This window comes from Microbulbifer thermotolerans (genome assembly GCF_001617625.1).
Taxonomy (GTDB): Bacteria; Pseudomonadota; Gammaproteobacteria; order Pseudomonadales; family Cellvibrionaceae; genus Microbulbifer; species Microbulbifer thermotolerans.
In genome coordinates this window covers 3,794,462-3,821,070 of sequence record NZ_CP014864.1, presented here as the reverse complement: position 1 = coordinate 3,821,070, position 26,609 = coordinate 3,794,462, and the positions used below count along the sequence as shown (strand labels likewise).

At 59.5% G+C, this 26,609-nt stretch carries 28 protein-coding genes; 16 read left to right on the top strand and 12 right to left on the bottom strand.

Annotated elements, in window-relative coordinates; translation table 11 throughout:
* Window positions 1-64 precede the first annotated feature (64 nt).
* Window positions 65-832, bottom strand: a complete 768-nt coding sequence (locus A3224_RS15860; RefSeq protein WP_067156885.1) for an exodeoxyribonuclease III — start codon at window positions 830-832, stop codon at window positions 65-67.
* Window positions 833-946: 114 nt separating this feature from the next.
* Between A3224_RS15860 and pyrE the strand changes: the two genes are divergently transcribed.
* Both pyrE and A3224_RS15850 read left to right on the top strand, forming a co-directional pair.
* Window positions 947-1,600 (top strand): orotate phosphoribosyltransferase, encoded by a 654-nt coding sequence (gene pyrE, locus A3224_RS15855; protein ID WP_067156883.1) that lies wholly within the window; start codon window positions 947-949, stop codon window positions 1,598-1,600.
* Between the two features lie 43 nt (window positions 1,601-1,643).
* Window positions 1,644-2,264, top strand: coding sequence for a hypothetical protein (locus A3224_RS15850; RefSeq protein ID WP_067156881.1), 621 nt, complete (start codon window positions 1,644-1,646; stop codon window positions 2,262-2,264).
* Between the two features lie 21 nt (window positions 2,265-2,285).
* Here the strand turns inward: A3224_RS15850 and slmA are convergent, their stop codons facing one another.
* From slmA to coaBC, 4 genes are all read right to left on the bottom strand, one after another.
* Window positions 2,286-2,888: a nucleoid occlusion factor SlmA gene (gene slmA, locus A3224_RS15845; protein WP_067156879.1), complete on the bottom strand. Its 603-nt coding sequence runs from the start codon at window positions 2,886-2,888 to the stop codon at window positions 2,286-2,288.
* 121 nt (window positions 2,889-3,009) lie between these two features.
* The gene (gene argB, locus A3224_RS15840; RefSeq protein ID WP_067156877.1) at window positions 3,010-3,927 is read right to left on the bottom strand and encodes an acetylglutamate kinase; all 918 of its coding nucleotides are present in this window, start codon (window positions 3,925-3,927) and stop codon (window positions 3,010-3,012) included.
* 58 nt (window positions 3,928-3,985) lie between these two features.
* Entirely contained in the window at window positions 3,986-6,343 is a 2,358-nt protein-coding gene (locus tag A3224_RS17375; protein WP_067158181.1) for a phosphomannomutase/phosphoglucomutase, read from the bottom strand.
* Between the two features lie 46 nt (window positions 6,344-6,389).
* The gene (coaBC, locus tag A3224_RS15830; RefSeq protein WP_067156875.1) at window positions 6,390-7,604 is read right to left on the bottom strand and encodes a bifunctional phosphopantothenoylcysteine decarboxylase/phosphopantothenate--cysteine ligase CoaBC; all 1,215 of its coding nucleotides are present in this window, start codon (window positions 7,602-7,604) and stop codon (window positions 6,390-6,392) included.
* A gap of 102 nt (window positions 7,605-7,706) precedes the next feature.
* Here coaBC and radC point away from each other — a divergent pair, with 102 nt between their 5' ends.
* The 5 genes from radC to A3224_RS15805 all read left to right on the top strand — a co-directional run bounded on the left by radC (window position 7,707) and on the right by A3224_RS15805 (window position 10,559).
* The gene (gene radC, locus A3224_RS15825; RefSeq protein WP_067156868.1) at window positions 7,707-8,381 is read left to right on the top strand and encodes a RadC family protein; all 675 of its coding nucleotides are present in this window, start codon (window positions 7,707-7,709) and stop codon (window positions 8,379-8,381) included.
* 216 nt (window positions 8,382-8,597) lie between these two features.
* Entirely contained in the window at window positions 8,598-8,834 is a 237-nt protein-coding gene (gene rpmB / locus A3224_RS15820; protein ID WP_067158178.1) for a 50S ribosomal protein L28, read from the top strand.
* A 36-nt stretch (window positions 8,835-8,870) separates the two neighbouring features.
* Entirely contained in the window at window positions 8,871-9,026 is a 156-nt protein-coding gene (gene rpmG / locus A3224_RS15815) for a 50S ribosomal protein L33 (protein ID WP_067156865.1), read from the top strand.
* 78 nt (window positions 9,027-9,104) lie between these two features.
* Window positions 9,105-9,920, top strand: a complete 816-nt coding sequence (mutM, locus tag A3224_RS15810; protein ID WP_067156862.1) for a bifunctional DNA-formamidopyrimidine glycosylase/DNA-(apurinic or apyrimidinic site) lyase — start codon at window positions 9,105-9,107, stop codon at window positions 9,918-9,920.
* A gap of 69 nt (window positions 9,921-9,989) precedes the next feature.
* Window positions 9,990-10,559, top strand: coding sequence for an amidohydrolase family protein (locus A3224_RS15805; RefSeq protein WP_067156859.1), 570 nt, complete (start codon window positions 9,990-9,992; stop codon window positions 10,557-10,559).
* Between the two features lie 319 nt (window positions 10,560-10,878).
* On the opposite strand, the gene ggt is transcribed toward A3224_RS15805, so the two are convergent.
* The 3 genes from ggt to rsmD form a co-directional block, all read right to left on the bottom strand.
* Window positions 10,879-12,624, bottom strand: a complete 1,746-nt coding sequence (gene ggt / locus A3224_RS15800; RefSeq protein WP_067156858.1) for a gamma-glutamyltransferase — start codon at window positions 12,622-12,624, stop codon at window positions 10,879-10,881.
* Window positions 12,625-12,690: 66 nt separating this feature from the next.
* A complete protein-coding gene (gene coaD, locus A3224_RS15795; RefSeq protein WP_067156857.1) occupies window positions 12,691-13,170 on the bottom strand; it encodes a pantetheine-phosphate adenylyltransferase in 480 nt (159 codons plus the stop codon).
* 74 nt (window positions 13,171-13,244) lie between these two features.
* Window positions 13,245-13,811, bottom strand: coding sequence for a 16S rRNA (guanine(966)-N(2))-methyltransferase RsmD (gene rsmD, locus A3224_RS15790; protein WP_067156851.1), 567 nt, complete (start codon window positions 13,809-13,811; stop codon window positions 13,245-13,247).
* Between the two features lie 74 nt (window positions 13,812-13,885).
* On the opposite strand from rsmD, the gene ftsY reads away from it, so the two are divergent.
* The 6 genes from ftsY to trmB all read left to right on the top strand — a co-directional run bounded on the left by ftsY (window position 13,886) and on the right by trmB (window position 19,096).
* On the top strand, window positions 13,886-14,971 hold the full coding sequence (ftsY, locus tag A3224_RS15785) for a signal recognition particle-docking protein FtsY (protein WP_074901695.1): 1,086 nt from the start codon (window positions 13,886-13,888) through the stop codon (window positions 14,969-14,971).
* Between the two features lie 50 nt (window positions 14,972-15,021).
* The gene (gene ftsE / locus A3224_RS15780) at window positions 15,022-15,708 is read left to right on the top strand and encodes a cell division ATP-binding protein FtsE (protein WP_067156841.1); all 687 of its coding nucleotides are present in this window, start codon (window positions 15,022-15,024) and stop codon (window positions 15,706-15,708) included.
* Window positions 15,689-16,720: a permease-like cell division protein FtsX gene (gene ftsX / locus A3224_RS15775; RefSeq protein WP_231902415.1), complete on the top strand. Its 1,032-nt coding sequence runs from the start codon at window positions 15,689-15,691 to the stop codon at window positions 16,718-16,720. The genes ftsE and ftsX overlap by 20 nt, the downstream gene beginning before the upstream one ends.
* A 224-nt stretch (window positions 16,721-16,944) precedes the next feature.
* Entirely contained in the window at window positions 16,945-17,799 is an 855-nt protein-coding gene (gene rpoH, locus A3224_RS15770; RefSeq protein ID WP_067156839.1) for an RNA polymerase sigma factor RpoH, read from the top strand.
* Between the two features lie 142 nt (window positions 17,800-17,941).
* Window positions 17,942-18,319, top strand: coding sequence for a DUF423 domain-containing protein (locus tag A3224_RS15765; protein ID WP_067156836.1), 378 nt, complete (start codon window positions 17,942-17,944; stop codon window positions 18,317-18,319).
* 60 nt (window positions 18,320-18,379) lie between these two features.
* Window positions 18,380-19,096: a tRNA (guanosine(46)-N7)-methyltransferase TrmB gene (gene trmB / locus A3224_RS15760; protein WP_067156834.1), complete on the top strand. Its 717-nt coding sequence runs from the start codon at window positions 18,380-18,382 to the stop codon at window positions 19,094-19,096.
* On the opposite strand, the gene A3224_RS17185 is transcribed toward trmB, so the two are convergent.
* Together A3224_RS17185 and A3224_RS15755 are read right to left on the bottom strand one after the other, a co-directional pair.
* Complete coding sequence (locus tag A3224_RS17185) at window positions 19,089-19,406, bottom strand: DUF1214 domain-containing protein (RefSeq protein WP_231902414.1); 318 nt, start codon at window positions 19,404-19,406, stop codon at window positions 19,089-19,091. The genes trmB and A3224_RS17185 overlap by 8 nt on opposite strands.
* The gene (locus tag A3224_RS15755; protein ID WP_197463011.1) at window positions 19,406-20,509 is read right to left on the bottom strand and encodes a DUF1254 domain-containing protein; all 1,104 of its coding nucleotides are present in this window, start codon (window positions 20,507-20,509) and stop codon (window positions 19,406-19,408) included. The genes A3224_RS17185 and A3224_RS15755 overlap by 1 nt, the downstream gene beginning before the upstream one ends.
* A gap of 203 nt (window positions 20,510-20,712) precedes the next feature.
* Between A3224_RS15755 and A3224_RS15750 the strand changes: the two genes are divergently transcribed.
* Entirely contained in the window at window positions 20,713-21,504 is a 792-nt protein-coding gene (locus A3224_RS15750) for an outer membrane beta-barrel protein (RefSeq protein ID WP_067156832.1), read from the top strand.
* Window positions 21,505-21,600: 96 nt separating this feature from the next.
* On the opposite strand, the gene A3224_RS15745 is transcribed toward A3224_RS15750, so the two are convergent.
* Entirely contained in the window at window positions 21,601-23,511 is a 1,911-nt protein-coding gene (locus A3224_RS15745; RefSeq protein WP_067156830.1) for an ABC-F family ATP-binding cassette domain-containing protein, read from the bottom strand.
* Between the two features lie 227 nt (window positions 23,512-23,738).
* Between A3224_RS15745 and A3224_RS15740 the strand changes: the two genes are divergently transcribed.
* Window positions 23,739-24,236 carry a TIGR02444 family protein gene (locus A3224_RS15740; RefSeq protein ID WP_067156828.1) on the top strand — a complete coding sequence of 166 codons (498 nt, stop codon included), beginning with the start codon at window positions 23,739-23,741 and terminating at the stop codon, window positions 24,234-24,236.
* Between the two features lie 212 nt (window positions 24,237-24,448).
* Here the strand turns inward: A3224_RS15740 and A3224_RS15735 are convergent, their stop codons facing one another.
* Window positions 24,449-25,369 carry a hypothetical protein gene (locus A3224_RS15735; protein ID WP_067156825.1) on the bottom strand — a complete coding sequence of 307 codons (921 nt, stop codon included), beginning with the start codon at window positions 25,367-25,369 and terminating at the stop codon, window positions 24,449-24,451.
* Between the two features lie 465 nt (window positions 25,370-25,834).
* On the opposite strand from A3224_RS15735, the gene A3224_RS15730 reads away from it, so the two are divergent.
* On the top strand, window positions 25,835-26,605 hold the full coding sequence (locus tag A3224_RS15730) for an FKBP-type peptidyl-prolyl cis-trans isomerase (protein WP_067158168.1): 771 nt from the start codon (window positions 25,835-25,837) through the stop codon (window positions 26,603-26,605).
* The last annotated feature ends 4 nt before the right edge of the window (window positions 26,606-26,609 follow it).

The window sequence follows — 26,609 nt, the reverse complement described above, 5'->3', positions numbered from 1 at the left end:
TCTTCTGGCCGGTGATCGGGTGCATCGGGCCGCGCTCGATCGCCCGTCACCATTACATCTCGGGTCAAACTTCCAGGTCGTAATCCATAATGACCGGCAGGTGACTGCAGAAGTCGACATTTTTGTTGATGGCGCCGTACTCGATGCGGTTTTTCAATGAGGGCGAGACCACTTGCATATCGGTGCGCCAGCCATCTCCCTGGCCGATTTTGCCGCTCGGCCACCAGGTGAATTCGTCGGCATCCTTCACCACCTTGCGAAAGGCATCCACATAGCCGATGTCGTTGAACAGCTGGTCCAGCCAGCGCTGTTCGTGGCGCATAAAACCGGGGGTGTCCTGATGGTCCTGCCAGTTCTGCACGTCGGCGCGGCGGTGGGCCATGCCCCAGTTGCCGCAGAAAATAAAGTCGCGGCGTTTGCGGCTGATCTTGACCAAGTGCGCCTGCATGTCGTCGAAGAACTGCACTTTCTTTTCCAGAGACGCTTCGTCGGTGGCCACCGGTGCCAGTAGGGAGCCGACGCTGAGGCGTTCGAAGTCAGCCTGCAAGTAGCGGCCGTACATGTCTTCGCCATTGGCGAATCCCATACCGAAGATAATCGCCTTCGGTTGGCTGCGGGTATAGATGGCGACACCGTTTTCGTGCGGCGTACCGGAATCGAAAAAGTAGCTGTAATAGCCGTCGGGGTGGAACACGGGGTGATCCAGCTCCGGCTCCAGGGAGCGCAGATCTTGCAGGCAGATGATATCCGCGTCCTGCTCGGCCAGCCAATCGTAGAGGCCGCGTTGTGCCGCCTGATGAACGCCGTCTACCGACAGACTCACTATTCGCATTATTAGCCCCTTACCAGCGGACTGTGTATGATTACTAACATTATTACTACCAGTCTCCGACAGATCTCTGCGGAGAAGTCTCCCTTCACCTTAGCCAATAGATATTAATTTTCCATGCAGCAGTATCAGCGCGATTTTATCCAACTAGCCCTGGATCATCAGGTGCTTTGTTTCGGTGATTTCACCCTGAAGTCCGGTCGCCGGAGCCCCTATTTCTTCAATGCCGGCCGATTCCACACAGGCGCCGCGCTAGCGGCGCTGGGACAGGCCTACGCCGAAGCGATACTCGCCTCTGGAGTTGAATTTGATGTCATTTTCGGGCCGGCCTACAAGGGTATACCGCTGGGTGCGGTGACTGCCGTGGCGCTGGCAAAGAAAGGTGTGGACAAACCCTTCTGTTACAACCGCAAGGAGGCCAAGGATCACGGTGAAGGCGGAACCTTAGTAGGTGCGCCGCTTGTTGGCAAGGTTTTGATTATCGATGATGTGATTACCGCCGGCACTGCGGTACGTGAAGTGATGCAGATCATCAGCGAGCAGGGCGCCGAGGCGGCCGGTGTGGTCATCGGGCTGAACCGCCAGGAGAGGGCCGGTGAAGACTGTGAACTCTCCGCTATTCAGAAGGTTGAGCAACAGTACAATATTCCGGTAATCAGCATCGTGCAGCTGGACCATATCATCAGCTATCTGAAAGAGCAGTCGCAGGATAGCGGCACGGTGAAAAAGATCGAGGACTACCGCCAGCGTTACGGCGCTGCCGCACAGTGATACCGGAATAGCAGGCACATCTGACCCAGCAGCGAGAAGTGCGATGAAAGTCGCTTCCCCTTCAAAATCCTTAGCCGCGGCCCTGTTGATCAGCGCCCTGCTGCCCTCAGCTTCCACTCAGGCACAGCCGGGCGGGGAGATTGAGGGCAAGGTGCTCTACCGCTACACGGACGAGAATGGCGTCCGTGTACTCGACGATAAGGTGCCGCCGCGCTATGTGGCCAAGGGCTACGAGATACTGAGCCTCTCCGGCCGCGTCCTCAAAGTAGTGCCGCCACAGTTGAGCGGCGAGGAACTGGCCGAGCAGAAGCGCCTCGAAGAGCAGCGGGAGGTGGATCGCCAGCTGCTGAAACGTTACAACAGCGTTGCCGATATCGAGAGCGCCCGTGCCCGCAAGCTGGCGATCGTCGAGCAGGATATGGCGATTATGCGCTCCAACATTGCCAGTCTCGGCCGGCAGATAGAGCAGGAAGAGGCGGCGGCCGCGCGCATCCAGCGCCAGGGCCGCGAAGTGGCGCCCGGGCTGCTGGAGCGCATTGCCGATCTGCGCGAGGAAGTAGCCGTATTGAAGGAGCGCCTGAGCCGTCGGGAGGCAGAGGCGGTGGAGATCAACAGAGAGTTCGACAAGGCCGCGGCACGCTATGCGGAGATCGCGCGTCAGTAATAAGTGCCGGGTTACCGGCTTTTATACCAGCGCCGTTTCACGGAAGAAACCCGCCGTCAGCACCGGCCACTGCTCGGACCAGTACTCTGTGGGTTTGCGTTTGAAGCCGCTGCGCACGTACTGAATGATGCGCCCTTCGGCACTGGCCAGCAGCAGGTTGGCGGCGGCGCCGAGAGGAAGCGCCGGGCGCAGCTGTTCGCGCAATTCCGCTTCCCGCAATATCTGCTTCATTTGGGTTTCCAGCCGGTCGAAGAACTGCAGTATTCGCCCGTGTAGTCGCTCGGTTTCCCCGGTCAGCGCGTCGCCAGTGAGCAGGCGGGTGATGCCCGGATTGCGTTCACAGAAAGCCAGCAACAGGTGCAGTATCTTTTGGCAGCGGCCAAGGGCCGCAGGCTCTTCCTGCAGTATCAGGGAGATGCGGCTGAACACCGTTTCCTCAATAAATTCGATCAACCCCTCGAACATTTTTGACTTGCTGGGAAAGTGGCGGTAAAGCGCCGCTTCGGAAAAGCCCACTTCCTTGGCCAGGGCCGCGGTGGTAATGCGTGCTCCAGGGCTGGCCTCCAACATATGTGCCAGGGCTTGGAGAATTTGTTGACGGCGGTTGATCTTTTCGCTGCTCATTCGCTGCCTTGTTGTTATGCGTTCAAAGCGCAGTTCGCATAGGCTGCCGGAGGGGCGCTCTCCGGAACCCGGGTTAGAAAAGCGCGGGAATCCTACCGGTTCGCCCTGCCCGCTTCAATTGTTAATCCGCTTGCTCCGCATTGGCGGAGTTGGTGATCAGGGTGCCCACGCCGCTGTCGGTAAATATTTCCAGCAGTACTGCGTGGGGGACTCGGCCATCGATAATATGCGCCGATGTGACGCCGGCCTTGACCGCATCCAGGGCGCAGGCAATCTTCGGCAGCATGCCGCCGTAGATGGTGCCGTCGGCGATGAGCCCGTCAACCTGCAGGGTGCTGAGGCCGGTGAGCACCTTGCCGTTTTTATCCTGTAGGCCGGCAACGTTGGTCAGCAGCATCAGCTTTTCCGCTTGCAGGTACTCGGCGATTTTTCCTGCCACCAGGTCGGCGTTGATATTGTAAGAGGCGCCGTCCCTGCCCACGCCGATGGGGGCGATGACGGGAATAAAATCGCCTCTGATCAGCATGTCGATGACATCGGTGTTGACGCTCTCTACTTCGCCCACGTGGCCGATGTCGATAATTTCCGATGCGTGCAGGCCGGCGGCCTCGTTTTTGATCTTGAGCTTTTTCGCCTTGATCAGCAGGCCGTCTTTGCCTGTTACCCCGACGGCGCGCCCGCCGTTCTTGTTGATCAGATTGACGATCTGCTTATTCACGGTGCCACCGAGGACCATTTCCACCACGTCCATGGTTTCGCTGTCGGTGACACGCATACCGTCAATAAAGCGGGATTCGATGTTGAGCTTCTGAAGCAGTTCGCCGATTTGCGGCCCGCCGCCGTGCACCACGACCGGGTTCATTCCCACAAGCTTCATTAGGATAATGTCGCGGGCAAAACTGTTTTGCAGTGTCTCATCCACCATTGCATTGCCGCCGAACTTGACCACGATGGTCTTACCAGTGAAACGCTGGATATAGGGCAGCGCTTCGTTCAGAACCTGGGCGATGCGCAGTGCGGATTTACTATCGAGTGACATAAAAATTAGTTCCTAATCTACAGACAGGCTTCCCTGTGCGGGGCTGCGGTTGCAACGCTTATAGAAGTTCCCAATTGGGCACGGCCAGTTTCGGGTCCACTTTTTTTAATTCGGCCATCACCAGCTTGCGGATGCGCTCAAGGGCATCCTCCGTTTCCGCCTCAAAGCGCAGTGTCAGCGCGGCGCCGGTATTGGAGGCGCGCACCAACCCCCAGCCATCGGCGTACTCCAGCCGCAGACCGTCAATGTCGTTGACATCGGCATCTCCGAAATTGCCTTGAGTCTTGAGTTTTTCAATCAATGCGAATTTATCCCCTTCTTCTACTTCCAGCAGTATCTCCGGGGTGCTGGTGAACTGGGGCAGTGAATCGAGCAGTTCGTCCAGGCTCTGTTCGCGCAGGGCCATAATTTCGAGGATGCGGGCGGCCGCGTAGATGCCGTCGTCAAAACCGAACCAGCGATCTTTGATAAAAATGTGCCCGGAGAGCTCGCCGCCGAGAATAGCGCCGGTCTCCAGCATCTTGGTTTTCATCGGTGCGTGGCCGGTTTTCCACATTATGGGGCGGCCGCCATACTGGCTGATCAGCTGTGCCAGAGCGCGGCTGCTTTTTACATCGAATACGACGCTTTCCCCCGGGTTGCGCGCCAGAATGTCACGGGCCAGTAACATTACCAGCTGATCCGGCCAGGCGATGCGGCCGGAAGCGGACACCAGTGTGACGCGGTCGCCGTCGCCGTCAAGGGCGACGCCAAGGTCCGCGCCCGTTTCCCGGACTTTGTCGATCAGTGCCCGCAGGTTTTCCGGGCGCGAGGGGTCCGGCGCGTGGTTGGGAAAGTTGCCGTCGATGTCGCAGAACAGCGGCGTCACGGCGCAGCCCAGCTGTTCAAAAAGCCGCGGCGCCAGCAATGAGGTGGCGCCGTTGCCGGCGTCTATCACCAGGTGCGGCTGTCCAGCCAGGGCCACGTCGTTAAAAATGGTGTCGATGTAGTTTTCCTTGATGTCTTGCTCGCGGTTGCTGCCCCGGCCGCTCTTGAAGGGTCCCTTTTGCATCAATTGGTGCAACTTTTTCAGCTTGTCTTCCGCCAGAGGTCGGCCTTTGAGAATAATCTTGAAACCGTTGTATTCCGCCGGATTGTGGCTCGCGGTCACCATGACACCGCTGCTGGTGTTTTTACCTTTTGCACAGGCGAAATAGAGCAGCGGAGACGGCACCAGCCCCAGGTTCACGCTGTTGCAGCCACTGTCGAGAATACCTTCCACCAGGCAATTGCTAAGCAGCTCGCTGCTGTTGCGACCGTCGCGGCCCACCAACAGCAGGTCTCCGCCCATATGCTGGACCAGGGTGCCGAGAACGCGCCCCAGCTGATAGGCGAAAGGCTCGTTAATCTCTTTCTCGGCAATGCCGCGGATATCGTAGGCGCGGAATACATGGGCCGGGAAATCCATTTCGGTCATCAGGTCAGACTTTTGCGGCGCAGTGCTCCTCTGTTGCGGTTCTGATTTCGAGCGGGGCGCTTCATCGGGCACTGCCGTCACCGCCTGGGGAATAGGGCCACTGGGAATAGCGGCGAGGGACTCGGTCTGCTGCGGTTCCGGGGCATCGGTGCCGTCACCGGCTTTTTTATTGCTCCTCTCCCAGGGCGCCTTGCTGTCGCGAGGCATAAAACGCAGCAGTAGCAGTAGAGAGATTATCAGGCCCGCGAGCGCGGCAAAATAAACCCAGCGGGCAGATATACCGTTGGCTTTGGCAAAGGCTGGAGAGGGCTTGAACTCTATGGTCAGGTAGCTGCCGCCAACTTTGGCGCTGGACGCCGTGCCGCTGCCCTGCCCTGTTTGCCACAGGGTCTGTGGCGGGCCGTCGGGAAATTTTTGCACCAATTGCAGGTGTCCCTTGCCTTTGTCGAGTTTTTTCAGTGTGTCTTCAAAAGCGGTAAAGGGTTGTGTGACCAGTAACAGTTTGTCCTGCTGGGAAATAGCTCTGTGCAGCTGCCAGCTGTTGTTTTCGCCGGTGCGCAGAAATTCCGCCGGCTGCCCGGTTTTTCGTTGTGTGCGTTTGAGCAGATCCACCAGGGCAAAATTCAGGCGGGGATCGCTACCCGCACCGACGCGCAGTTGGTCGGCGGCAAAAGCCTGGACAGTGGCGCCCGGCAGTGCCGCGCTTTGCAGCGGGCCTTCATCTGCGCTGATGGTTTGCAGTTCCCGTGCCTGCGCGGCCAGGTATTGTTGCAATTTCGCCGCGTGCGCTTGCACCTCCCGCTGTGCGGCCTGCGCTACTTGCCGGGCGCTGCGGGGGGCGATGATGTTCGCTTCAATATAGTAGGCGCCGCCCAGCCAGGCAGCGACTGCCAGCAGGGCCGGTAGCAGCAGGCCGCGATGAAACAGAGATTTGAAATCAGTCTTGTTGCGTGATGCCACGGTGCTTTTCAATAACCTCTCGGTTGCGCGGTTGTTATTGGGGCGATTATTCCTGCGCGGGGGCGCGGGCGGCGATCATGGCGATCAGCTGATCTGCCAGTTCAGTTTTCAGAGTTGGCGGTAAGGTCTCACAGCCAGAGGAATCAATAATGGTAACGGTGTTGCGATCGCTGTTGAAACCGGAGTCCGCGGCGCTGACATCGTTGGCGATGATCATGTCGAGATTTTTACGCGTCAGTTTGTCCTGCGCGTGTTCGATGACTTTTTCGGTCTCCGCGGCAAAGCCAACGGTAAAGGGACGCGAGTCGGTACGCGCGGCGATACCGGCGACAATGTCCGGGTTTTTGACCAGGGCCAGCGTCTCTTCTCCTCTGTCCGCCTTCTTTTTGATTTTCTGTTGTGCCACAGCCTGCGGGCGATAGTCCGCTACGGCGGCAGCGGCGATAAATATATCGCAGTGGTCGGCGGCGCGCTCAGCCGCGTCGCGCATCTCCAGGGCGCTGACCACATCCACACGCCTGACACCTTCGGGGGTGGGGAGATTCACCGGGCCGGCGATCAGTGTGACCTCGGCGCCGGCGCGCTGTGCCGCGGCGGCCAGGGCAAAGCCCATTTTGCCGGAGCTATGGTTGGAGAGGAATCGGACCGGATCCAGGGCCTCGCGGGTGGGGCCGGCGGTAACTGCCACTCTCCTGCCGACCAGGGTTCGGTTGAGGTGGAACAGCGCTTCGGTCTCAGCTGCCAGCGTTTCCGGTTCCAGCATGCGACCGGGTCCCTCGTCACCGCAGGCCTGACTGCCGGCGGCGGGGCCCCAGAAAAGCGCACCGCGGTTGCGCAATGTCTGCACATTGGCTGCCGTGGCCGGATGGCGCCACATGGCCTGGTTCATCGCCGGGGCCAGGGCAAGTCTGGCTGTACTGGCGAGACACAAGGTGGAGAGCAGATCGTCGGCTATACCCGCGGCGAGCTTGGCCAATATCTGCGCGCTGGCGGGCGCGATCAGTATCAGTTCCGCCCATTTGGCCAGCTCGATATGGCCCATGGCTGCCTCGGCTGCCGGGTCCAGCAGATCTGTATGCACCGGGTTGCCGGACAGTGCCTGAAAGGTCAGCGGCCTTACGAATTCCTGGGCACCGGCTGTCATCACCACCCGCACATCTGCCCCCTGCTCCTTGAGGCGGCGCACCAGTTCGGCGCTCTTGTAGGCGGCGATACCACCGCTGATGCCCAGCAGTATGTGTTTGTCGGCCAGGGAAGACATAGGCGCTGTTTCCGAAGTTGAAAGAGCGGGTAAGATTAGCATTTATGCGCCCGTTGGTACCAAGGCCGGGGGCGGAACAAGCGTTACTTCAGGGAGGAAGGTATGCGAATTACAGACTGGCCGGCTGCGGAGCGGCCGCGGGAAAAACTACTGCAGCGCGGGGCCGAGGCGCTTTCAGACGCGGAGCTGTTGGCGATCTTTCTGCGCACGGGGGTGGCCGGGATGTCGGCGGTGGATTTAGCGCGCCGCTTGTTGGCGGATTTTGGCGGTCTGCGGCCGCTGCTGGAGGCGGAACGGGAGGAGTTCTGCCGCGGCAAGGGCCTCGGCGATGCCAAGTATGTGCAGTTGCAGGCGGTGTTGGAAATGGCGCGCCGCCATCTGGCGGAGACCCTGCAGCGCAGCGATGCCCTGTGCAGCCCCGGCGCGGTCCGCGATTACCTCTCTGCGCATTTGCGCCATCGCAGGCGTGAAGTTTTCTGTTGCCTCTATCTGGACAGTCAGCACCGGGTGATCGCCTTCGAAGAACTGTTTGAGGGCACCCTAAACGCCGCCAGCGTCTACCCGCGAGAGGTGGTGCAGGCCGCGTTGCACAAGGGGGCCGCGGCCGTCATTCTGGCCCACAATCACCCCTCCGGTATCAGTGAGCCCAGCCAGGCGGATGTCCTGATCACCGAGCGCCTGTCCCAGGCGCTGGCACTGGTGGATATCAAGGTGCTTGACCATATGATTGTTGGCGAGGGAGAGGCGCTGTCGTTTGTCGAACAGGGGCTGCTTTAGGGAACCCGTGAGCCATCCGCTCGCCCGGCCCCGCAGAGGACAATGCGCTGTATAAAACTTGCCCCACAAGGGCTCTTCTGGTATAAAACGCCGCTCTTTGCGGCCGGGCCAGATTCTGAACAGTTTCCGCCGCCGCCCAGGAACCGGATTAGAATCCCGAATTTGATGTCCCCGCATCCCCTGACGCGGGCTCGAGAGAGTTTTGAAGAGGCCAACATGTCCAAGGTATGTCAGGTAACCGGTAAGCGCCCGGTCACCGGTAACAATGTATCCCACGCCAAGAACCGTACCAAGCGCCGCTTTGTGCCCAATCTGCACAGCCACCGCTTTTGGGTGGAATCCGAGAAGCGTTTTGTGAAGCTGCGGGTTTCCGCCAAGGGTATGCGCGTTATCGATAAAAAAGGTATCGATGCCGTGCTGAGCGAGCTGCGCGCCCGCGGCGAAAAAGTGTAACCGGCGGCGAGCCGCTGAGAGATCGGAGACAGAACAATGCGTGAGAAGATTCGTCTGAACAGCAGTGCCGGCACCGGCCACTTCTACACCACCACCAAGAACAAGCGCACCATGCCGGAAAAAATGGAGATCAAGAAATACGATCCCGTTGTCCGCAAGCATGTGATTTACAAGGAAGGCAAGATCAAGTAATCGCCTTGCTTAAATCGTTTGTGAAAAAGCCCGGAGTTTCCCGGGCTTTTTTGTTGGCAGCTTTCGGGGGCCGAGTAGATGCCTGAATTACCCGAAGTGGAAACCACCCGCCGCGGCCTGGCCCCGCACCTGGAAGGTCACAGGGTAGATTCCGTCAAGGTGCGGCAGCGCCAACTGCGCTGGGTGGTGGAAAAAGGCCTTGAAAAGTGCATAGTCGGCGCAAAAATTCTGCGCCTGGAACGCCGCGCCAAGTATCTGCTGGTGCACACGGAGCGCGGCTGCGCCATCTGGCACCTGGGTATGTCCGGTAGTCTGCGGCTGGTGGGCGCCGAAGTGCCGCCGGAAAAGCACGACCATATCGACTGGGCGCTGGATAGCGGCCTGATCCTCCGCTACCGGGACCCGCGCCGCTTTGGTGCCCTGCTGTGGACCGAATCGGACCCCACCAGCCACCAGCTTCTCGCCCACCTCGGGCCGGAACCCCTGTCGGACAATTTCAGTGGTGACTATCTGTTTGCAGTCTCCCGCGGGCGCCGCCAATCGGTGAAGACCCTGATTATGGACGGGCGCATCGTAGTTGGCGTTGGCAATATTTACGCGAGTGAGTCGCTCTTCCTCGCTGGAATACGCCCGGACAGAATTGCCGGCACCATTTCCCGCGCTCGCTATCAGCGCTTGGCGGATGCCATTCGGCAGGTGTTGGCGCGGGCCATCGAACAGGGTGGCACCACTCTGCGCGACTTTATCGGCGGCGACGGCCAACCCGGTTACTTTGCGCAAGAGCTCAATGTCTACGGTCGTACTGGCCTGCCCTGCCCCCGCTGCGGGCGACCGGTGCGCGATATGGTGCTCGGCCAGCGCAATACCTTTTTTTGCAGAAATTGCCAGCGCTGAGGTGCACCCACCGGGTACTGGCGCCGTTCTTTCTATACTGTTCACAAAGCCAAAAGTCGCGGAGGGGCCATGAAACCTGTCTGGCTGATCTGTGCCGCCGCACTGCTCGTCGCGTGTGGCCGCCCCGAGCCACCGGCAGATGAAGGTGGTGACCCCGTTGCTGAATTGCCAAGCGGGCAGTTGCAGGAACGGCCGCTGGAACTGCCCGGTGTCGAGCGGGCGGTGGATCTGCGCGCTGGGCGCAGCCCCGAGGACTATGTGCGGGCGGTGGCAGACTTTATGCGCGACAACCCGGACTTGCAGGTCATCGTGGGCAAGGGGTGGGACGCCGCTGCTTTCGGTACGGCGCGGCCGCACAAAGCACTGTTGGACCAAGTCAGCGACTTTGTGCCCATAGTGTTGATTTCCCGCGACCACATGAGCATCTGGACCAATTCCGAAGGCCTTGCGGCAGCGGGAATTAACAGCGATACCCCCAACCCCGAGGGCGGTGTAATCGAGAAGGACGAAAACGGCCTCGCTATTGGGGTACTGAGGGGCAGGAGTGCCGTGGCGCTACTGGAAAAAATTATTCCCCGCTCCTCTGACGCCCAGCCTGAGTCCAACAATACCCAGAGGAATCCAGCCGACACGCAGTGAGCGGGAGATTGCTGATGCCCCCTGCAGCCGATTGGTGACACGGCGCTAAGGAACCTCTGATTAATTCGCTTCCTGACGGTAAAAATTCTTTGGCGCTAGATGAGAAGCTCAGGTGATAGGATGGCCATTTCGAAACCGTCGGATACAGGGATGTATCCGTCGGAGCTACAGGGAAGTACTCGTGCGTTTTCGAAATGGCCATCCTATTGCCTGAGCGCCACGGAACTAGCCAAAGCGTTCACGCGAATTAATCAGAGGTTCCCTAAAGACCCAGGCTGGTTCGCACAAAAGCTGGAAACAGGCGCGCGTGGTGGCTCCTCTACTTGCCGAGTGCACTGCCCTCGCGCCGCGGGTCGGCACCCCCGATCAGCTTGCCGTCCTTAAGAGCAATTGCGTGAATACCGCTGTTGAGATCGCGCAAGACTACCTGGTGTCCGAGTCTCTTCAGTTTTCCTACCGTGTCTTCACTGAAAAAACCGGGCTCCAATTCCACGCGCCTGCCGATGGCCCCGATATTGCCGGCAGCAATGGCCTCGGCGATCGGCATTTCCAGCCCCAGGTGGTAAAGGATGGTACGCGCGGTGTAGTCGATAATCCGCGAGCCGCCAGGAGATCCCACCAGCAGGCGCATACTGCCGTCTTCGTTAAATACGATGGTCGGAGACATGGACGAGCGCGGTCGCTTGCCGGGCTGGATACGGTTGGCCACCAGGGCGCCGTCTGCATTCCTGGGCGTAAAGGAGAAATCGGTTAGCTGGTTGTTGAGTAAAAAGCCTTTCACCATCAGCCGCGATCCAAAACCGGTTTCGATACTGGTGGTCATACTGACGCCGTTGCCGTAACGGTCCACTATCACCAAATGACTGGTATTGGGCAGTTCCGGGGAACTCGCTGTACGCCGTTTGCGGCTAAAGGAAACCGGGTTGCCGGGCATTGCCACGGTGGCCGCCTCAAAGTCTATCAGCTTGGCGCGTTCGGCCAGATAGCCGGACGCCACCAGCGGACGGCTGGGGACGGTAATAAAATCCGCATCTGCCAAATAGGTGTTCCGGTCAGCAAACGCCAGCTCCGATGCCTCCACGAACAGATGAATCAATTCCGCATCGCCGACTCGATAGTTTTGTAACGGGAATTGATCGAGCATTCCGAGGAGGGCACCCACTGTAGTGCCGCCGGAGGAAGGGGCGTCGGCGCCGCAAACCTTGTACTCGAGAAAATCTGAGCACAAGGGGGCGCGCACCTTGGCCCGGTATGCGGCCAAGTCCTCGGCCGTAAGCAGGCCCGGGTTGACCGGATCTTCCGCCACTGCACGTACGATGGCCTCGGCGATTTCGCCCTCGTAAAAGGCGTCGGCACCTTTATCGGCGAGGAGGCGCAGCGTTTTGGCGTACTGCGGATTGCGCAGTGGGTAACCCACCGGCAGTGGCTCGCCGTTTTTATCGAAAAAGTAAGAGGCTATGGCCGGACGTACGGCGACCTGAGGCATTTTTTCCAGCAGTTGGTGCAGGCGCGGAGAGACTTCGAAACCGGATTCTGCCAGTGCTATTGCCGGTTGGAAGAGGGTTTTCCACGGGAGCTTGCCGTCGCGCGTATGGGCCAGTTCCAGCAGACGCATCACACCCGGGACGCCCACCGAATAACCGCCGATCACAGCCTCAAGAAAACCGCGGGGTTTTGCCCCTTCCATAAAATAGTTTTCGTCCACTGCCGCCGGCGCGGTTTCGCGGCCGTCGTAGTACTGAAGCGCCTTTTTATCCGCCCGGTAACTCAGCATAAACGCCCCGCCGCCGATGCCGGAGGACTGGGGTTCCACCAGGCCCAGCACCAGCTGCGCGGCGATGGCCGCATCCACGGCCGTGCCGCCTTTTGCGAGTATTTCCGCGGCGGCGCGGCTGGCGTGGGGGTTGGCGGTGACCGCCATGTATTTTTCCGCTGTGGCGGACTTGATCTCGCCGCGGCCGGTCGCGATTTCCGGCTGGATTTCCGCCGTGGATGTGTCGCTGCGGGTGGGCGCGGCGGTGACGTTAATGGAAAGAATGAGCAGGGCGAGAGTCAGGTAACGCACAAAACACTCCGCGGATTGTGGAAAATCCGCACGAGTGTAACAGAAAGCGCCAAAAGCCCGACCGCGTTACTGACGGAACTTGTTCTCCAGGGCTTTCTCCACTGGCGGCGGCACAAACTTGGTGACGTTGCCACCGAGGGAGGCGATCTCGCGCACGAGAGAAGAGGAGATGTAAGACAGGTGCTCTGCCGGAGTCAGAAACAGGCTTTCCATCTGCGGCGCCAGCTGGCGGTTCATATTGGCCAGCTGGAACTCGTACTCGAAATCGGACACGGCGCGCAGTCCCCGCAGAATGCCGTAGGCGTCCACCTGCCGCACCAGATCGGCGAGCAGGATATCGAAGCCGATGACCTCCACATTGGGCAGGTGTCCGAGTACCTGTTGGGCCAATTCGACCCGCTCGTCCAGGGTGAAGAGTGGATTCTTGCGCGGGCTGGCCGCCACTGCGACGATCACATGGTCGAATAGACGGCAGGCCCGCTCCACCAAGTCCAAATGGCCGTTGGTAATGGGGTCAAAGGTTCCGGGATAGACGACTTTTTTCATACGTCGAGGCTCTGTGCGGGCCGAAATAGGACGCGCATGGTAAACAATTTGCTCCGCAGGCTCAAAATTGGGCGTCAGTGGGACAATAGCCGCATGCACACCTGCCCTGCCCGTTTCTCCTTTTCTATCCGCCAGTCTTCGGTTAGGGACAGCGCCTTGTCGCGGGGCGTCTCCACATAGATCAGGGCCCCTTCGGCCAGGTGCGGTGCCAGCGCGGCCAGGGTTTGCTGCCAGAGGTCGCCGGCGAAGGGCGGGTCCACGAAAACGATATCGTAGCTGGCGGCGGGTCGGGCGAGGAACGCGGCTGCACTGTCCTGGTGTACACGGGCGTTGTCCGCCTCAAGCAGGGCGAGTTGTTGCTTTAGCATTCGCGCCGCGTCGGGATTCAGTTCTACGAAGTCCACCTCGGAGGCGCCGCGGGACAGGGCCTCCAGCCCCAGGGCGCCGGAACCGGCAAAGAGGTCTAGGCAGCGGGCACCGGGCAGGTAGAACTGGAGCCAGTTGAACAGAGTTTCGCGCAGGCGGTCGCCAGTCGGCCGAAGCCCTTCGAGTGGCGCAAACTGCAGTTTTCGTCCCCGCCAGCGGCCACCGATGATGCGCAGCTGGGAGAGGGAAACTTTTGCCGGGCGGGATTTGGCCAAGGGATACCTCTTGAATTCTCGGAAGCGGTGCTAAGATTAGCGCCTTTCTGCAAGCGGTACACCCGGACTCACCGATGATCTTTGATTTCCTGCGCAAAAAGAAGCCCAAACCCGATGAAACAGTGGAGTCCCAGACGGCGCCGGAGCCCCCGGAGTCAGCGGGGGATGCCTCTACTCCAAAAGCTGAGCAGCCCGAAGCGCCGCGCGAGGCCGCTGAGCCTGCGCCCAAAAAAGAGGGCTTCTTCGCCCGAATCCGCCGCGGCCTCAGCCGCACCAGCAGTCAGTTTGCCGAGGGCATGGGCAACCTCTTCCTCGGCGCTAAAGAGATAGACGAGGAACTGCTGGAAGAGCTGGAAACCCAACTGCTGGTGGCGGATGTGGGTGTCGAGGCCACTGGTGAAATTGTCGACCGCCTTACCGAGCGGGTTTCCCGGCGCGAACTGGCGGATGGCGATGCGCTCTACCGCGCCCTGCAGGAAGAGCTGGGTGAGCTGCTGGATACAGTGGAGGCGCCACTGGTGGTCGATACGTCCAAGAAGCCTTTTGTGATCCTGGTAGTGGGCGTCAACGGTGTTGGCAAGACCACGACCATCGGCAAGCTGGCCCACCGCTACCTGAGGGAAGGCAGGTCAGTGATGCTGGCCGCGGGCGATACCTTCCGCGCCGCTGCGGTGGAGCAGCTGCAGGTCTGGGGGGAGCGCCACAATGTACCGGTAGTGGCTCAGCACACCGGTGCCGACAGCGCCTCGGTTATCTACGATGCGGTGCAATCGGCGCGCGCCAAGGGGATTGATGTGGTGATTGCCGATACCGCCGGGCGCCTGCACACCAAGTCCAATTTGATGGAAGAGCTTGCCAAGGTGCGCCGGGTAATGGGCAAGCTGGACGCCAGCGCCCCGCACGAAGTACTGCTGGTGCTGGATGCCGGTACCGGCCAGAATGCCATCAGCCAGGCCCAACAGTTCCGCGACGCGGCCGGTGTCACCGGCCTGGTGCTGACGAAGTTGGACGGCACCGCCAAGGGCGGTGTGATCTTTGCCCTGGCACGCAAGTTCGGGATTCCGGTACGCTTTATCGGCGTCGGCGAGCAGGCCGAAGATCTACAGCCGTTTGCCGCGAAAGAATTTGTCGCCGCGCTTTTCGGTCGCGAAGCGAACTGATCCCGCCGGTTGGCGGATACGGCGGCAGTGAATAGAAGAATAACTTCCCGATGATCACCTTCGACAATGTCAGTAAGCGCTATGAGTCCGGTCAGGATGCCCTGATGCGCGTCAGCCTGGAAATCGAGCGCGGCGACATGGTGTTTCTCACAGGGCACTCGGGCGCGGGTAAAAGTACGCTGCTGAAGCTGCTCACCGCGATAGAGCGCCCGACCCGCGGCAGCATCCTGGTGGCCGGACAGAATCTAAACCGGCTGCGCCGGGGGCAGATTCCCTACTTCCGCCGCAACCTCGGCATCGTCTTTCAGAATCACCAGCTGTTGTTTGACCGCAGCGTTTTCGACAACGTGGCCCTGCCGCTGCAGGTGGCCGGCTGCAGCCGGCGAGAGCTGGGTCGCCGGGTGCGTGCGGCGCTGGACAAGGTGGGGTTGTTGCACAAGGAAAAGCAGAATCCGATAGTGCTGTCTGGCGGCGAGCAGCAGCGGGTCGGTATCGCCCGTGCGGTAGTGAATAAGCCGGCGATACTGGTGGCGGATGAGCCCACCGGAAACCTGGACCCGCAGCTATCGGCGGAGATTATGCAGCTGTTTGCCGACTTCAATGCCGTTGGCGTCACTGTGCTGGTGGCCAGCCACGACCTGGAGCTGATTGCGCGCATGAAGCGCCGGGTGCTCACCCTGCAAGCGGGCCAGTTGATCTACGATGGAGTTCCCAGTCGTGAAGCAGCCGCCCTATAAGAAGTCACCGCAGATATCGCGCAAATCCCAACGCGTGGCGACGGAAGCGAAGCCGCAGCGGCCCACAGGGGCGGTGACGGCGCGCACCGGTATGGGCGATCGCTGGCACAGCTGGCTCGGTCACCACCGGGAGATGGCTGTCGAATCCCTGCGGCGTTTTTTTGCTACCCCCATAGCCAGCGGCATGACCGCCCTGGTGATCGCCATTGCCCTGGCCCTGCCGGCGGCGTTGCAGCTGGGGCTGGCCAACTTCCAGCGCGCCGTGGCCGGTTGGGACGGGCAGCCACAGATCTCGGTATTCCTGCACATGGATATCACCGAGGACCGGGCGGAAGCCTTTGCCGATACGCTGCGCGCCGAACTCGATGTGGCAGAGGTCACTTATATTTCTCCCGAAGAAGCGCTGCTTGAATTTCAGCAGGCCGCCGGTCTCGGTGATGCCCTCGCTGGTCTGGACAGCAACCCTCTGCCAGCGGTGCTGCTGCTGCGTCCCCGTGACACAGAGGCCGAATCCTTGGAGGCTTTGGCAGAGCGTCTGCGCGAAAGTGCTCTGGTCGACGCGGTGGTGCTGGATATGGCCTGGGTACAGCGCCTGGCGCGGCTGACCGAGCTGGGGCGGCGCCTGTCCGCCGGCCTGGCCGCACTGCTCGCGCTGGGTGTTGTCCTGGTGGTGGTCAATACCATACGCCTGCACATAGAGAACCGTCGCGAAGAAATACTGGTAGCCAAACTGGTGGGGGGCACCGACGCCTTTGTGCGCCGCCCCTTCCTGTACAGCGGTCTCTGCTACGGCTTTTTCGGCGGTCTGTTGGCCTGGCTGCTGGTGGCTGTCGCGGTTGCGCTTCTCTCCGGCCCGGTGGCTGGACTTTCCTCAACCTACGGCAGCGGCTACACCTTGCAGGGGCCTGGCTACCGCTACTTGTTAGGGCTGACAGTCGGCGCTGCCCTGCTCGGTCTGACCGGGGCCTGGTTGGCGGTGGCGCGGCACATCCAGGCCATAGAGCCGCGCTGATTCGTTGATCAGGAGTTTCGTCAGCAAATGGCTGCTGAAGCACTGCTGACGTGGAACTCACCTGTGGATAAGTCGTCTAATGACACGGCTTTGGGTCGATGGCGGCACTTGCCTGCGGACTTCCTTATCCACTTGCGCAAGTGCTACACTGACCCTGATTCGCCGCCAGAACGGGCGGTGCCGCCGGTAGATCCGGCACGTGAGATACGAGAGGAGAGATCTGAATGGGAACCAGCCTGCAGCCAGTAGATATGCTGTCTCCGGGTGCCAACCTCAACGCCTATATCCAGACGGTCAGCAGCTTTGAAGTCCTGTCTGCCGAAGAGGAAAAGCGGCTGGCCGAAGATCTGTACTATCGACAGGATTTGAATGCGGCGCGCCAGTTGGTGCTGTCACATCTGCGCTTCGTAGTGCATATCGCCAAGTCTTATTCCGGATACGGACTGAACCAGGCAGACCTGATTCAGGAAGGCAATGTCGGCCTGATGAAGGCGGTCAAGCGCTTTAATCCGGAAAAGGGTGTGCGCCTGGTATCCTTCGCGGTGCACTGGATCAAGGCAGAGATCCACGAGTTTATCCTGCGCAACTGGCGCATCGTCAAAATTGCCACCACCAAGGCTCAGCGCAAACTGTTTTTCAATTTGCGTGGTCAGAAGAAAAGGCTGGCCTGGTTGACCAATGATGAAGCCAAGGCGGTAGCTGAGGATTTGAATGTTGACGTAGCCCAGGTGCACGAGATGGAAGGTCGCCTGGCCGCCCGCGATGCCGCTTTTGATGCCGGTGTTGATGATGACGAAGACAGCGCCTGGCAGGCGCCGGCTCATTATCTGGAAGACCGCCGCTACGATCCGGCCGCGCAGCTGGAGCAGGACAACTGGCAGGAGACCAGCCTCAACAGTCTGGCCGCCGCCATGGACCAGCTGGACGATCGCAGCCGCGATATCATCCAGGCGCGCTGGCTGTCTGAGGAAAAAGCCACGCTGCACGAGTTGGCGGATAAATATGGTGTTTCCGCCGAGCGTATCCGCCAGCTGGAAAAAAATGCAATGAAGAAAGTGCGCGCGGCCATGGAAGCCTGAGCGAGCGCACTGATCTCGGTAAAAAACCGCGCGCAAGCGCGGTTTTTTTGTTTGGTTATTGGTCCGGCAGAGGAAATCCGCTTGCCCAGCTGCAAATGGCCGCGCTACAACTGTGCCGGAAGTTGAAGAGGCGAGGAAAACAATGGCAAGGCTCTATTTACTGATCGCCGCTTTGCTCGGTGGAAGCGGTGTAATACTCGGTGCTTTTGGCGCTCACGGATTGCGGGGAAAAGTGACGGAGCATCTGCTGGAAGCATATAAAACCGGTGTGCAATACCAGATGATCCACGCACTGGCCCTGTTTGGTGTGGCGCTGCTGCTGCAGCACTGGAATGAAAAAACAGCACTTTACGTAAGCGGCGGCCTCTTCACCATAGGGGTTGTGTTTTTCTCCGGCAGCCTCTACTGGCTCACTTTGGGCGGTCCTCGTTGGTTGGGCCCGATCACGCCGCTGGGCGGGTTGATGATGATCGGTGGCTGGGTGGCGCTGTTTGTCGCCGCATTGAGTTTTTCCAAATAAATTTTCCGGGGCCGGTTAAACCGGAATACAAGAAAAAATTCGCAGTAGAGGTCGCGAATAATGCACGATGAATCCGCGGGCGATTTTCCCTACCGCACCGAGTACAAGAAAAAGTCCATCCGCAGTTATGTGATCCGCGCCGGACGCATGACCGAGGGGCAACGGCGGGCGTTCGATAATTACTGGGGCCAATACGGTTTGTCTCTGTTTGGAGGACAGTTAGATCCGAGAGAGACATTCGGGCGCGAAGCGCCGCTGGTGCTGGAAATCGGTTTCGGTATGGGGGATTCCCTGCTGGCCATGGCGGCGGCGGAGCCGGACAAGGACTTTATCGGTATCGAAGTGCACCCACCTGGCGTCGGTCGGCTGATCAACAACGCCGGCAAAGCCGGCATCGAAAATCTGCGCGTCTATATGGCCGATGCGGTGGATGTCTTGAACGACTGTATCGGCGACGCTTTACTGGACCGCTTTCAACTTTATTTCCCCGATCCCTGGCATAAGAAAAAGCATCACAAGCGACGCATAGTGCAGCCGGAATTCGTGCGTCTGATTCGCAGCAAGCTGAAGGCAGGGGGTCTGTTGCATATGGCCACCGACTGGGAAAATTACGCCGAGCATATGCTGGAAGTGCTGGAGGCCGAGCCGCAACTGGAAAATATCGCCGGCAGCGGCAACTATTCAGAGCGGCCGGCATTTCGTCCGGAAACCAAATTCGAACGCCGCGGCCAGCGTCTTGGCCACGGCGTCTGGGATCTGCTTTATAAAGCTATTTGACCTTTTTTACCGGTGGCGGATTCCAGCTTCCATCGATAACTGATGGAGGTTTCTCCGCAGGCCAGTAAAGGCGTAGAACCAGATTGAATTTACCCTTCGGTGCCGGCAGCCAGTTGGACGCTTTTTCCGGGCCGGGGTTTTCATGTTGGATATAGAGATCCAGGGACCCATCCGGGTTTTTCTTCAGGCGGTCCCGGGGGCTCAGCGTGTAGCGGTGCAGCGGATTGTCAACGAAAAAATTTTGTTCGTTGTACATGGTCAGCGACCAGAATCCGTTGACCGGCGGCATCTGTCCCTTGGCAAAGTGCATCACATATTGGTTCGCACCTGAGAGGGTTTGCCCTCTGCGTCTTGGCTGGAACTCGGATAGACAGCGTCCTGTGGCAGATTGGCGCCCAGTCCCATGGCGGTGATAAATGCACGCTGCAAATAATCGGTGCCGTAGCGGCCGGTCTCGGTAGTGACCATCCAACCGTTGATTTCTCTGCCTGCCGATTTGAAGTGCGCAAGGATCTTTTCAAAGGCGACTTTGGGCACGTCCCGCAGTGCTTCTTGAATATCCGGGGCAAGCTTGTCGAGGGCAAAGGGCTCGCCGGGCGTTATCCCGAGTTTTGCCATCTTTGCGATCATGGGGGCGTCGGTGGCGGCTGGAGGATTGTCTTTCATCAGTTTCGCCAGCAGATTGAAAAAGTCGCTGGTGCCCATCCGATTGACCTGGGTGCGTACCGGGGTCTTCATATCGATAGTGGGATTTACCTGGGCGCGCGGCGGTGTGTAGTTTTTGCCGTAGGCGCTTAGAGGAACTATGGATATTTCATCCTGTATTTTATGCACTTTGGCATAGTCTTCCGGTGTGCCGCTGGAATAGATGCGGCCCAGCAGCCAGACGATGGCGGTGGGCGATTCATAGGGGGTGATTCCTTCGGGCAGTGCGCCCTTCCATCCGGGCCCGGTGATGGCATAGGTCTGTGCGCCTGTGCCAGTGGTGCGTTTGCCGGGGGCTTTGAAAACATTGGTCCAAGCGTCCAACATCGGAAACAAATAGTATCGCCCGTGTGTATCGGGCAGTTGCAAGATCCAGGGTTCTCGGCCCACATCGATCCAGGCGATGGTATAGAGGGTGTCGGCATTGGGGGTGGTGACATCGCGGAAAGCGGCCGTGGGATATTCCCGCAGGCGCGCGAATTGCCCCATGGGCGCGCGGCTTCCCTCCGGTGTGGCGACATTGGTCATGACCCTCCGGGTCATTTCCATAGTGACCAGCGGATAGCCGTAGATATAGGCGTCCACGGCAATGGATTTTGCCTCATCGGCGGAGAGAGACTGCGCAAATAAGTGAATAGGGCCGAGCGCAGCGCAGACCAGGGCGACAGCCAGTGCCAGATTGCGACCCGGAAAGCGGGCGTTTTTCATAGCAAGAACTCCTGTTGCGAGATCATAGCCTGTCGGGAATTGATGATCACGGATGGTGGAGTGGCCGATTACCGGGCTTCCCGCGGCGTACGCGAGTCCAGCCGCGACCATACTCCTTGCAGCATAGCAGCGCGTTCCCGACAACTTCTGCTGTCTGCTATCTTCAATCAGACCGCCGGTAAAAGGACCTTCCGGAGCACACAATGACAAAACGCCGCCAGCTCTTTCCATTTCCCTTAAGCGTTCTTCTGTTGTCCTGCCTGTGCAGTGCGGGGGCCTGGGCGGATCTTGCGGGAACGGCGACCTTGTATCTGAATGGAGGCAAGTATTGGTTCGACGGGGACCGGTTGGACGGCACACCTTTCAAAGGGCTGGAACTGGAAAACACCACCGGTGGCGGTGTCGGTTACGGATTTATGATCACCGATCGCTGGGCGATGGAAGGGGTAGTCGATTATTTCAGTGTGAATGTGAAAGACATCGATGAAAAGGTCGATGTCTATAACTACCACCTGGATCTCTTCTATCAGTTTGGCGGCCAGTTTTGCGGCAACTTCTGCTGGCAGCCCTATGTGGCCTTTGGTGCTGGAGAAATCCGTGTCGACTTCGATGATTCCGCCGATAACACCTACGACTGGCACGATCGCCAGACGATGGTCAACCTGGGGCTGGGCGTCAAATACCGGTTGGGTCCGCGCTGGCAGGCGCGGGTTGATGCGCGCGCTTTTCAGGGGGTTGAAGAAGGCGGGCTGGACGGTTTTGTCAGTGTGGCAATCGGCTACCAGTGGAGCGAGTATCCGCTGGGGTGGAGCGACAGGGATGCCGATGGTGTTTTCGACAGTATGGATCACTGTCCTCAGACACCGCCGGGAATTCCGGTTGGCGGTGACGGTTGCCCCGTTGATTTTGACCGGGACGGTGTGCCGAACTATCTGGACCAGTGTCCCGCTACCCCCTTTGGCATTGCGGTAGATGAGAGCGGCTGCGCTCGCTAGCGGATGAACTCACTCCTGGAGAAGAACGGTACGCCGCCGAGCGGACGGCCCGCCCAAGCGCTGACATAGGTAACTGGAAAAGATCAGCGTGTATGTCTATTCCGCCCGCGCTGCCTCCAGCTGCTCAGAGATTTCTAACCACTCTGTCTCTAGGTCTTCCAATTTCTTGCGTTGTTGCGCTTGTTCACGGTTCAAGCGCGCAATTTCCTCCTGCTGCCCGCCGCTGTAAAGGCTTTCATCGGCGAGCCGGTTTTCCAAATCCGCCAGATTCTTTTCTGCACGTGCCATCTGCTGCTCGATGCTTTTGAGTCTGTTGGTGAGCGGTTTTAGCTGTTCGCGCAGGGCCGCTGCAGCGCGCCGCTGGGCTTTTTTATCGTCTGCCGTTTTGTCAGCTGCGGTAACTTCTGCTGCACGGGATTCGCGTTTTTTCCTGTCTCGGTTAAAACCCAGCAGCCATTGTTTGTAGTTTTCCAGGTCGCCGTCATAGGGTGTCGCCCTGCCGTCGCTGACCAGGATAAATTCATCCACTGTGTTGGCAAGCAGGTGCCGGTCGTGGGATACCAGGATCACGGCCCCGGGAAACTCCGCCAGTGCCAGGGTCAGGGCGTGGCGCATTTCCAGGTCGAGGTGGTTAGTGGGTTCATCCAACAGCAGCAGGTTGGGTTTCTGCCAGGCGAGTATCGCCAACGCCAGGCGCGCTTTCTCGCCACCGGAAAATCCCGCAACGCGTTCGAATACTCGCTCCCCGGAAAAACCGTAGCCGCCGAGAAAGTCCCGCAGGGACTGTTCGCTCGCCTCCGGTGTGAGCCGCTGTAAGTGCAGCAGCGGCGAGGCATCGCCGTCCAGTGCTTCCAGTTGATGCTGGGCGAAATAGCCGATAGCCAGGTGTTCCCCCTGCAGGCGACTGCCACTGAGCGGAGGCAGTTCGCCGGCCAGGGTTTTGATCAGCGTTGATTTGCCGGCACCATTGGGGCCCAGCAGGCCAATGCGCCGCCCCGGTTGAATACCCAGTTGCACTTTGTGCACAACGGCATTGTCGCCGTAACCGATATCGGCGTCGCGCAGGTCGAGCAGCGGGTTTGAGTTTTTTTCCGCCGCCGGCAGCGAGAAACGGAAGGGGGAGTCCACATGGGCGGGCGCGATAGCGGCCATACGGTCCAGGGCCTTGAGACGGCTCTGCGCCTGCTTGGCCTTGCTGGCCTTGGCGCGGAAGCGGCGCACGAAGTCTTCCATATGCGCCCGCTCCGCCTGCTGCTTCTCATACTGAGCCTGTTGTTGTGCCAGGCGCTCGGCACGGGCGCGTTCGAAAGCACTGTAGTTGCCGTTGTAGAGAACCAGCTTCTGTTGTTCAAAGCTGACGATACCGTCCACCACCGCATCGAGAAAATCCCGGTCGTGGGATATGACCAACAAGGTGCCGGGAAAACGTTGCAGCCATTGCTCAAGCCATAAAGTCGCATCCAGATCCAAGTGGTTGGTGGGCTCGTCCAGTAGCATCAGATCCGCCGGACACATCAGTGCGCGCCCCAGGTTGAGGCGGATGCGCCAGCCACCGGAAAAACTGTTCACGGGACGGCTTTGATCCGCGTGGGAAAAGCCGAGGCCGTCGAGCAGTTGCGCTGCGCGCGCTGGCCCGGAGTAGCCGTCGATTGCGGCCAGCTGCTCGTGCAACTCAGCCTGACGGCGCCCGTCGCCGCTAATTTCCGCCTGCTGCAGTTCCTGTTGCAGCCGGCGCAATTCTGTGTCGCCGTCCAGCACGTAGTCCAGCGCCGATTGGCCGCTGGCTGCAACTTCCTGAGCCATGTGGGCGATGCGCCAGCCGGCGGGTATTTCCACATGGCCGCTGTCGCTTTCCAATTGGCCCAGCAGCAGCTTGAACAGCGTAGACTTGCCACAGCCGTTGGCGCCGATGATGCCCATTTTGTGGCCGGGAAAAATGCGGCAGTCCGCATGCTGAAGCAGCTCGCGCCCACCCCGCTGCAGGGAGACGCCTTGCAAATTGATCAAGGGAAATCACCTCTTGGTGCCAGCTGGTGCTAAAAATGGTTCATGCGATGGCGGCGGTCTCCGCCGACTGTAATATGAACCGGGGGGCAGGAGTGCTCTGATCAATTCGCGTAAGTTCTCCATCGGTTTAAGGGTGCCCGACTGCTGGATGGTCGCAGAGTATTCTTGGACCCGGGAGCGAATTGATCTGAGGTTCTCCAACCATTTACAAATGTGGGGATTCTAACGTGACACCATCCACAGCTCCATCGCCGGCCCCGGGCAGTGCGTTGAACAACCCTTTGTGGCAATTCAGCCTGGGTTTTTACGGCCACGCGGGCGTCGCTGAGTTTTTACTGGATTGCCAGGACCGCAAAGGGGCGGACGTCTGTCTGTTGCTCTGGGCCAGTTACGCTGCTGCCGGTGGCCGACGGCTCTCACTGGAGATTTGGCGTGTGGCTGATCGCAGTTTGGCACCGCGGCGGCGCATCATTGCCAGTGTGCGCAGGTTGCGCCGCTGGCTGGGACGGTTGCGGCCTTACAGCCTGGGACTCTATGAGCGTTGCAAGCGCTACGAACAAACACTGGAGCAGCGCCAGTTGGCGGCGCTGTGGAAACTGCACGCGGAGCGCTGGCCGGAAGACCGGCCGGCGCTGGAGCTGGCGGGGCAGCAATATGGTCTGCTGCAAAAAGAACAGGCCCGCTGGGCGGGCCTGTTAGACAGTTATAAGGCGAATCGCGTTTAGGGAACCTCTGGTTTGTGCGCGCAGACACGCAAGTGTTGGGCTCTGCGGCTGTGAAACCTCTGATTGATTCGCCTGCGTACTGTGGTTGGTTCGGGGCACTGGCAATGTCTCTGCCATCACCTGAGCTTCTCATCTGGCCTCGAACCTCTTTACCGCCAGGAAGCGAATGAATCAGAAGATTCTGTATTAACCAGCGATATTCCCACCGGCACTTACTCGTCGCCGTAGCGCTCGGGACTAAAGAGACTGTTGACCGGTGTGACCGGCGTGATGCTCGGCGCAGGTGTTTCGGCCGGCTTGCTGTCTACCTGTGTGGTGGCGTCGAGGGGGCGGCTCTCCTGTGGCGTGTCCAGAACAGGCGCGGTTTCCACTTTTTTCTCGACAGGCTCTGCTGTAGTCGGTTTTTCCTCTGCAGCCTTTTTTTCCACCGTTTTCTTTTCCACTGGTGCTGTGGTTTTCACTTCTTCCGGCTTGGCAGTTGTCGCCGCCGCTGTCTTCGCGGTGGCGGTTTTCCCGGTTACCGCCCTTTTTGCGGGGGCTTTTTTGGCTGCGGCTTTCTTGGTTGTGCCGCCCGCGGCTTTCTTGGTTGTGGTTTTGGTGGCCGCTTTTTTGGCTGGAGTTTTCGCGTTGTCCGCTTTCTTGGTCTCGCCGGTCGCGGCTTTGGCTGTGGTTTTAGTGGCCGCTTTCTTTTTGGCGGGTGTCTTCGCTCGCGCCTTGCGTTTGGTCGCGCCACCCGCGAGGGCTTTTTCCACCTTGGCCGCTGCCTTGGCCACGGCGTTGGCCGCACTCAGTTCCTGTTTGGCACTCGCTTCCGCCAGCTTGGCGTCAGCCAGAGCGGCCTTCGCCTGTTCCAGCTGGTCGGCCAATGTGTCAACTTTCGCCTTGGCGGTGTCGATGCGTTTTTGGGCCGCCGCGGTTTTGCGCGTCTTTGCCGCGGCCCGGGCGTCGGCGAGTTTGGCCTTCGCCTTGGAGAGTTTGTCTTTGGCGGCGGCCAGCGCTTTTTGGGCCTTCTGCACGGCCTTGCCGGCATCGGTAACCTGCTTGACGCGGGCCTTATCCAGTTGAGCGGTTAGCTTGGCGATTTGTGCTTCCAGCTCGGCGATCGGATTGACAGCTTTTCGTTTGGCAGCCATGAGTAAATATCCTGAGGTTTATTATCGATTCGGTGCACTCGGGCAGTGCACCCGCCCGGCGGTTAGTGCGGTCGGCACCGCTATCACAGACTAATGCATCGATCGGTTGCCGCGGGTGCGGCGGACCACTGGAGAGCATCCGCGGCAACAACCGGTGGAAGGTCGATAATAGCGCTCTTTTTTTGAAAAATGTATGCCGCAGCCGCGGAAAAAAACGGAGTATTGGTTACTTTTGCCAACTCGATGGGGAACTATCGGGGAGCGACGATGCCTCGGATATGTGAATTGCGTCGGTATGCACCGCGGCTTGCCATAGGTTAGACTTGCTGGGCGCTGGCGATATGCATAGGGCCCGGCGGGCAGCAGGGGCCGGGGTTGCGTGAGAAGCCGCTTGGTTTAATGAGGCTCTGCCCCGCAAGCCGCGCGCGAATCACAAATGCAAAAATGGACAAAGAGACAACTCTCATGAACAAATATCCTTTGGCTGCAGCAGTTGCCCTGGGCCTCGCACTGGCCGGCTGTAACAAACAGGAACCCAAGCAGGCCGCCGAGGTCGCCCTGGACACCCAGGAGAAAAAGGTCAGCTACATCATCGCCGAGGACATGGCCAAGCGCCTGGAATCCCAGGATGTAACGCTGGATCCGCAAGTCGTGTTAATGGCGCTCGACGATGTGGCCAAGGGCCGCGAATCCCGCCTGTCCGACGAAGACAAGCAGCAGGTAGTCGCAGTATTCCAGGAGAAGATGCAAGCAAAACAGCAGGAAATGCTGGCTAAGCAGGAAGCCGAGTTCAAGGCGCAGGCAGAGAAGAACCTCGCCGAGGGTAAGGCTTTCCTCGAGGAAAACGCCAAGAAAGAAGGCGTGATCACTACTGATTCTGGACTGCAGTACAAGGTTATTACCGAAGGCAGCGGCGATACTCCGGCTCTGGATAGTGTTGTAGAGGTGGACTACAAAGGGACTCTGATAGACGGTACCGAGTTTGACAGTTCCTATGCCCGCGGTGAGCCGGTGCAGTTCCCGGTTAACGGTGTGATCAAGGGGTGGACTGAGGCGCTGCAACTGATGAAAGAAGGCGCCAAGTGGGAACTCTATATTCCCTCCGACCTGGCCTATGGCCCGGGTGGCGCCGGCGGCCTGATCGGCCCCAACGCGACGCTGATATTCGAGGTTGAGCTGCACAAAGCCAATGTGAAACAAGACAGTGGCGAAGAGAAAGCGGCGGAACAGGAATAACTGT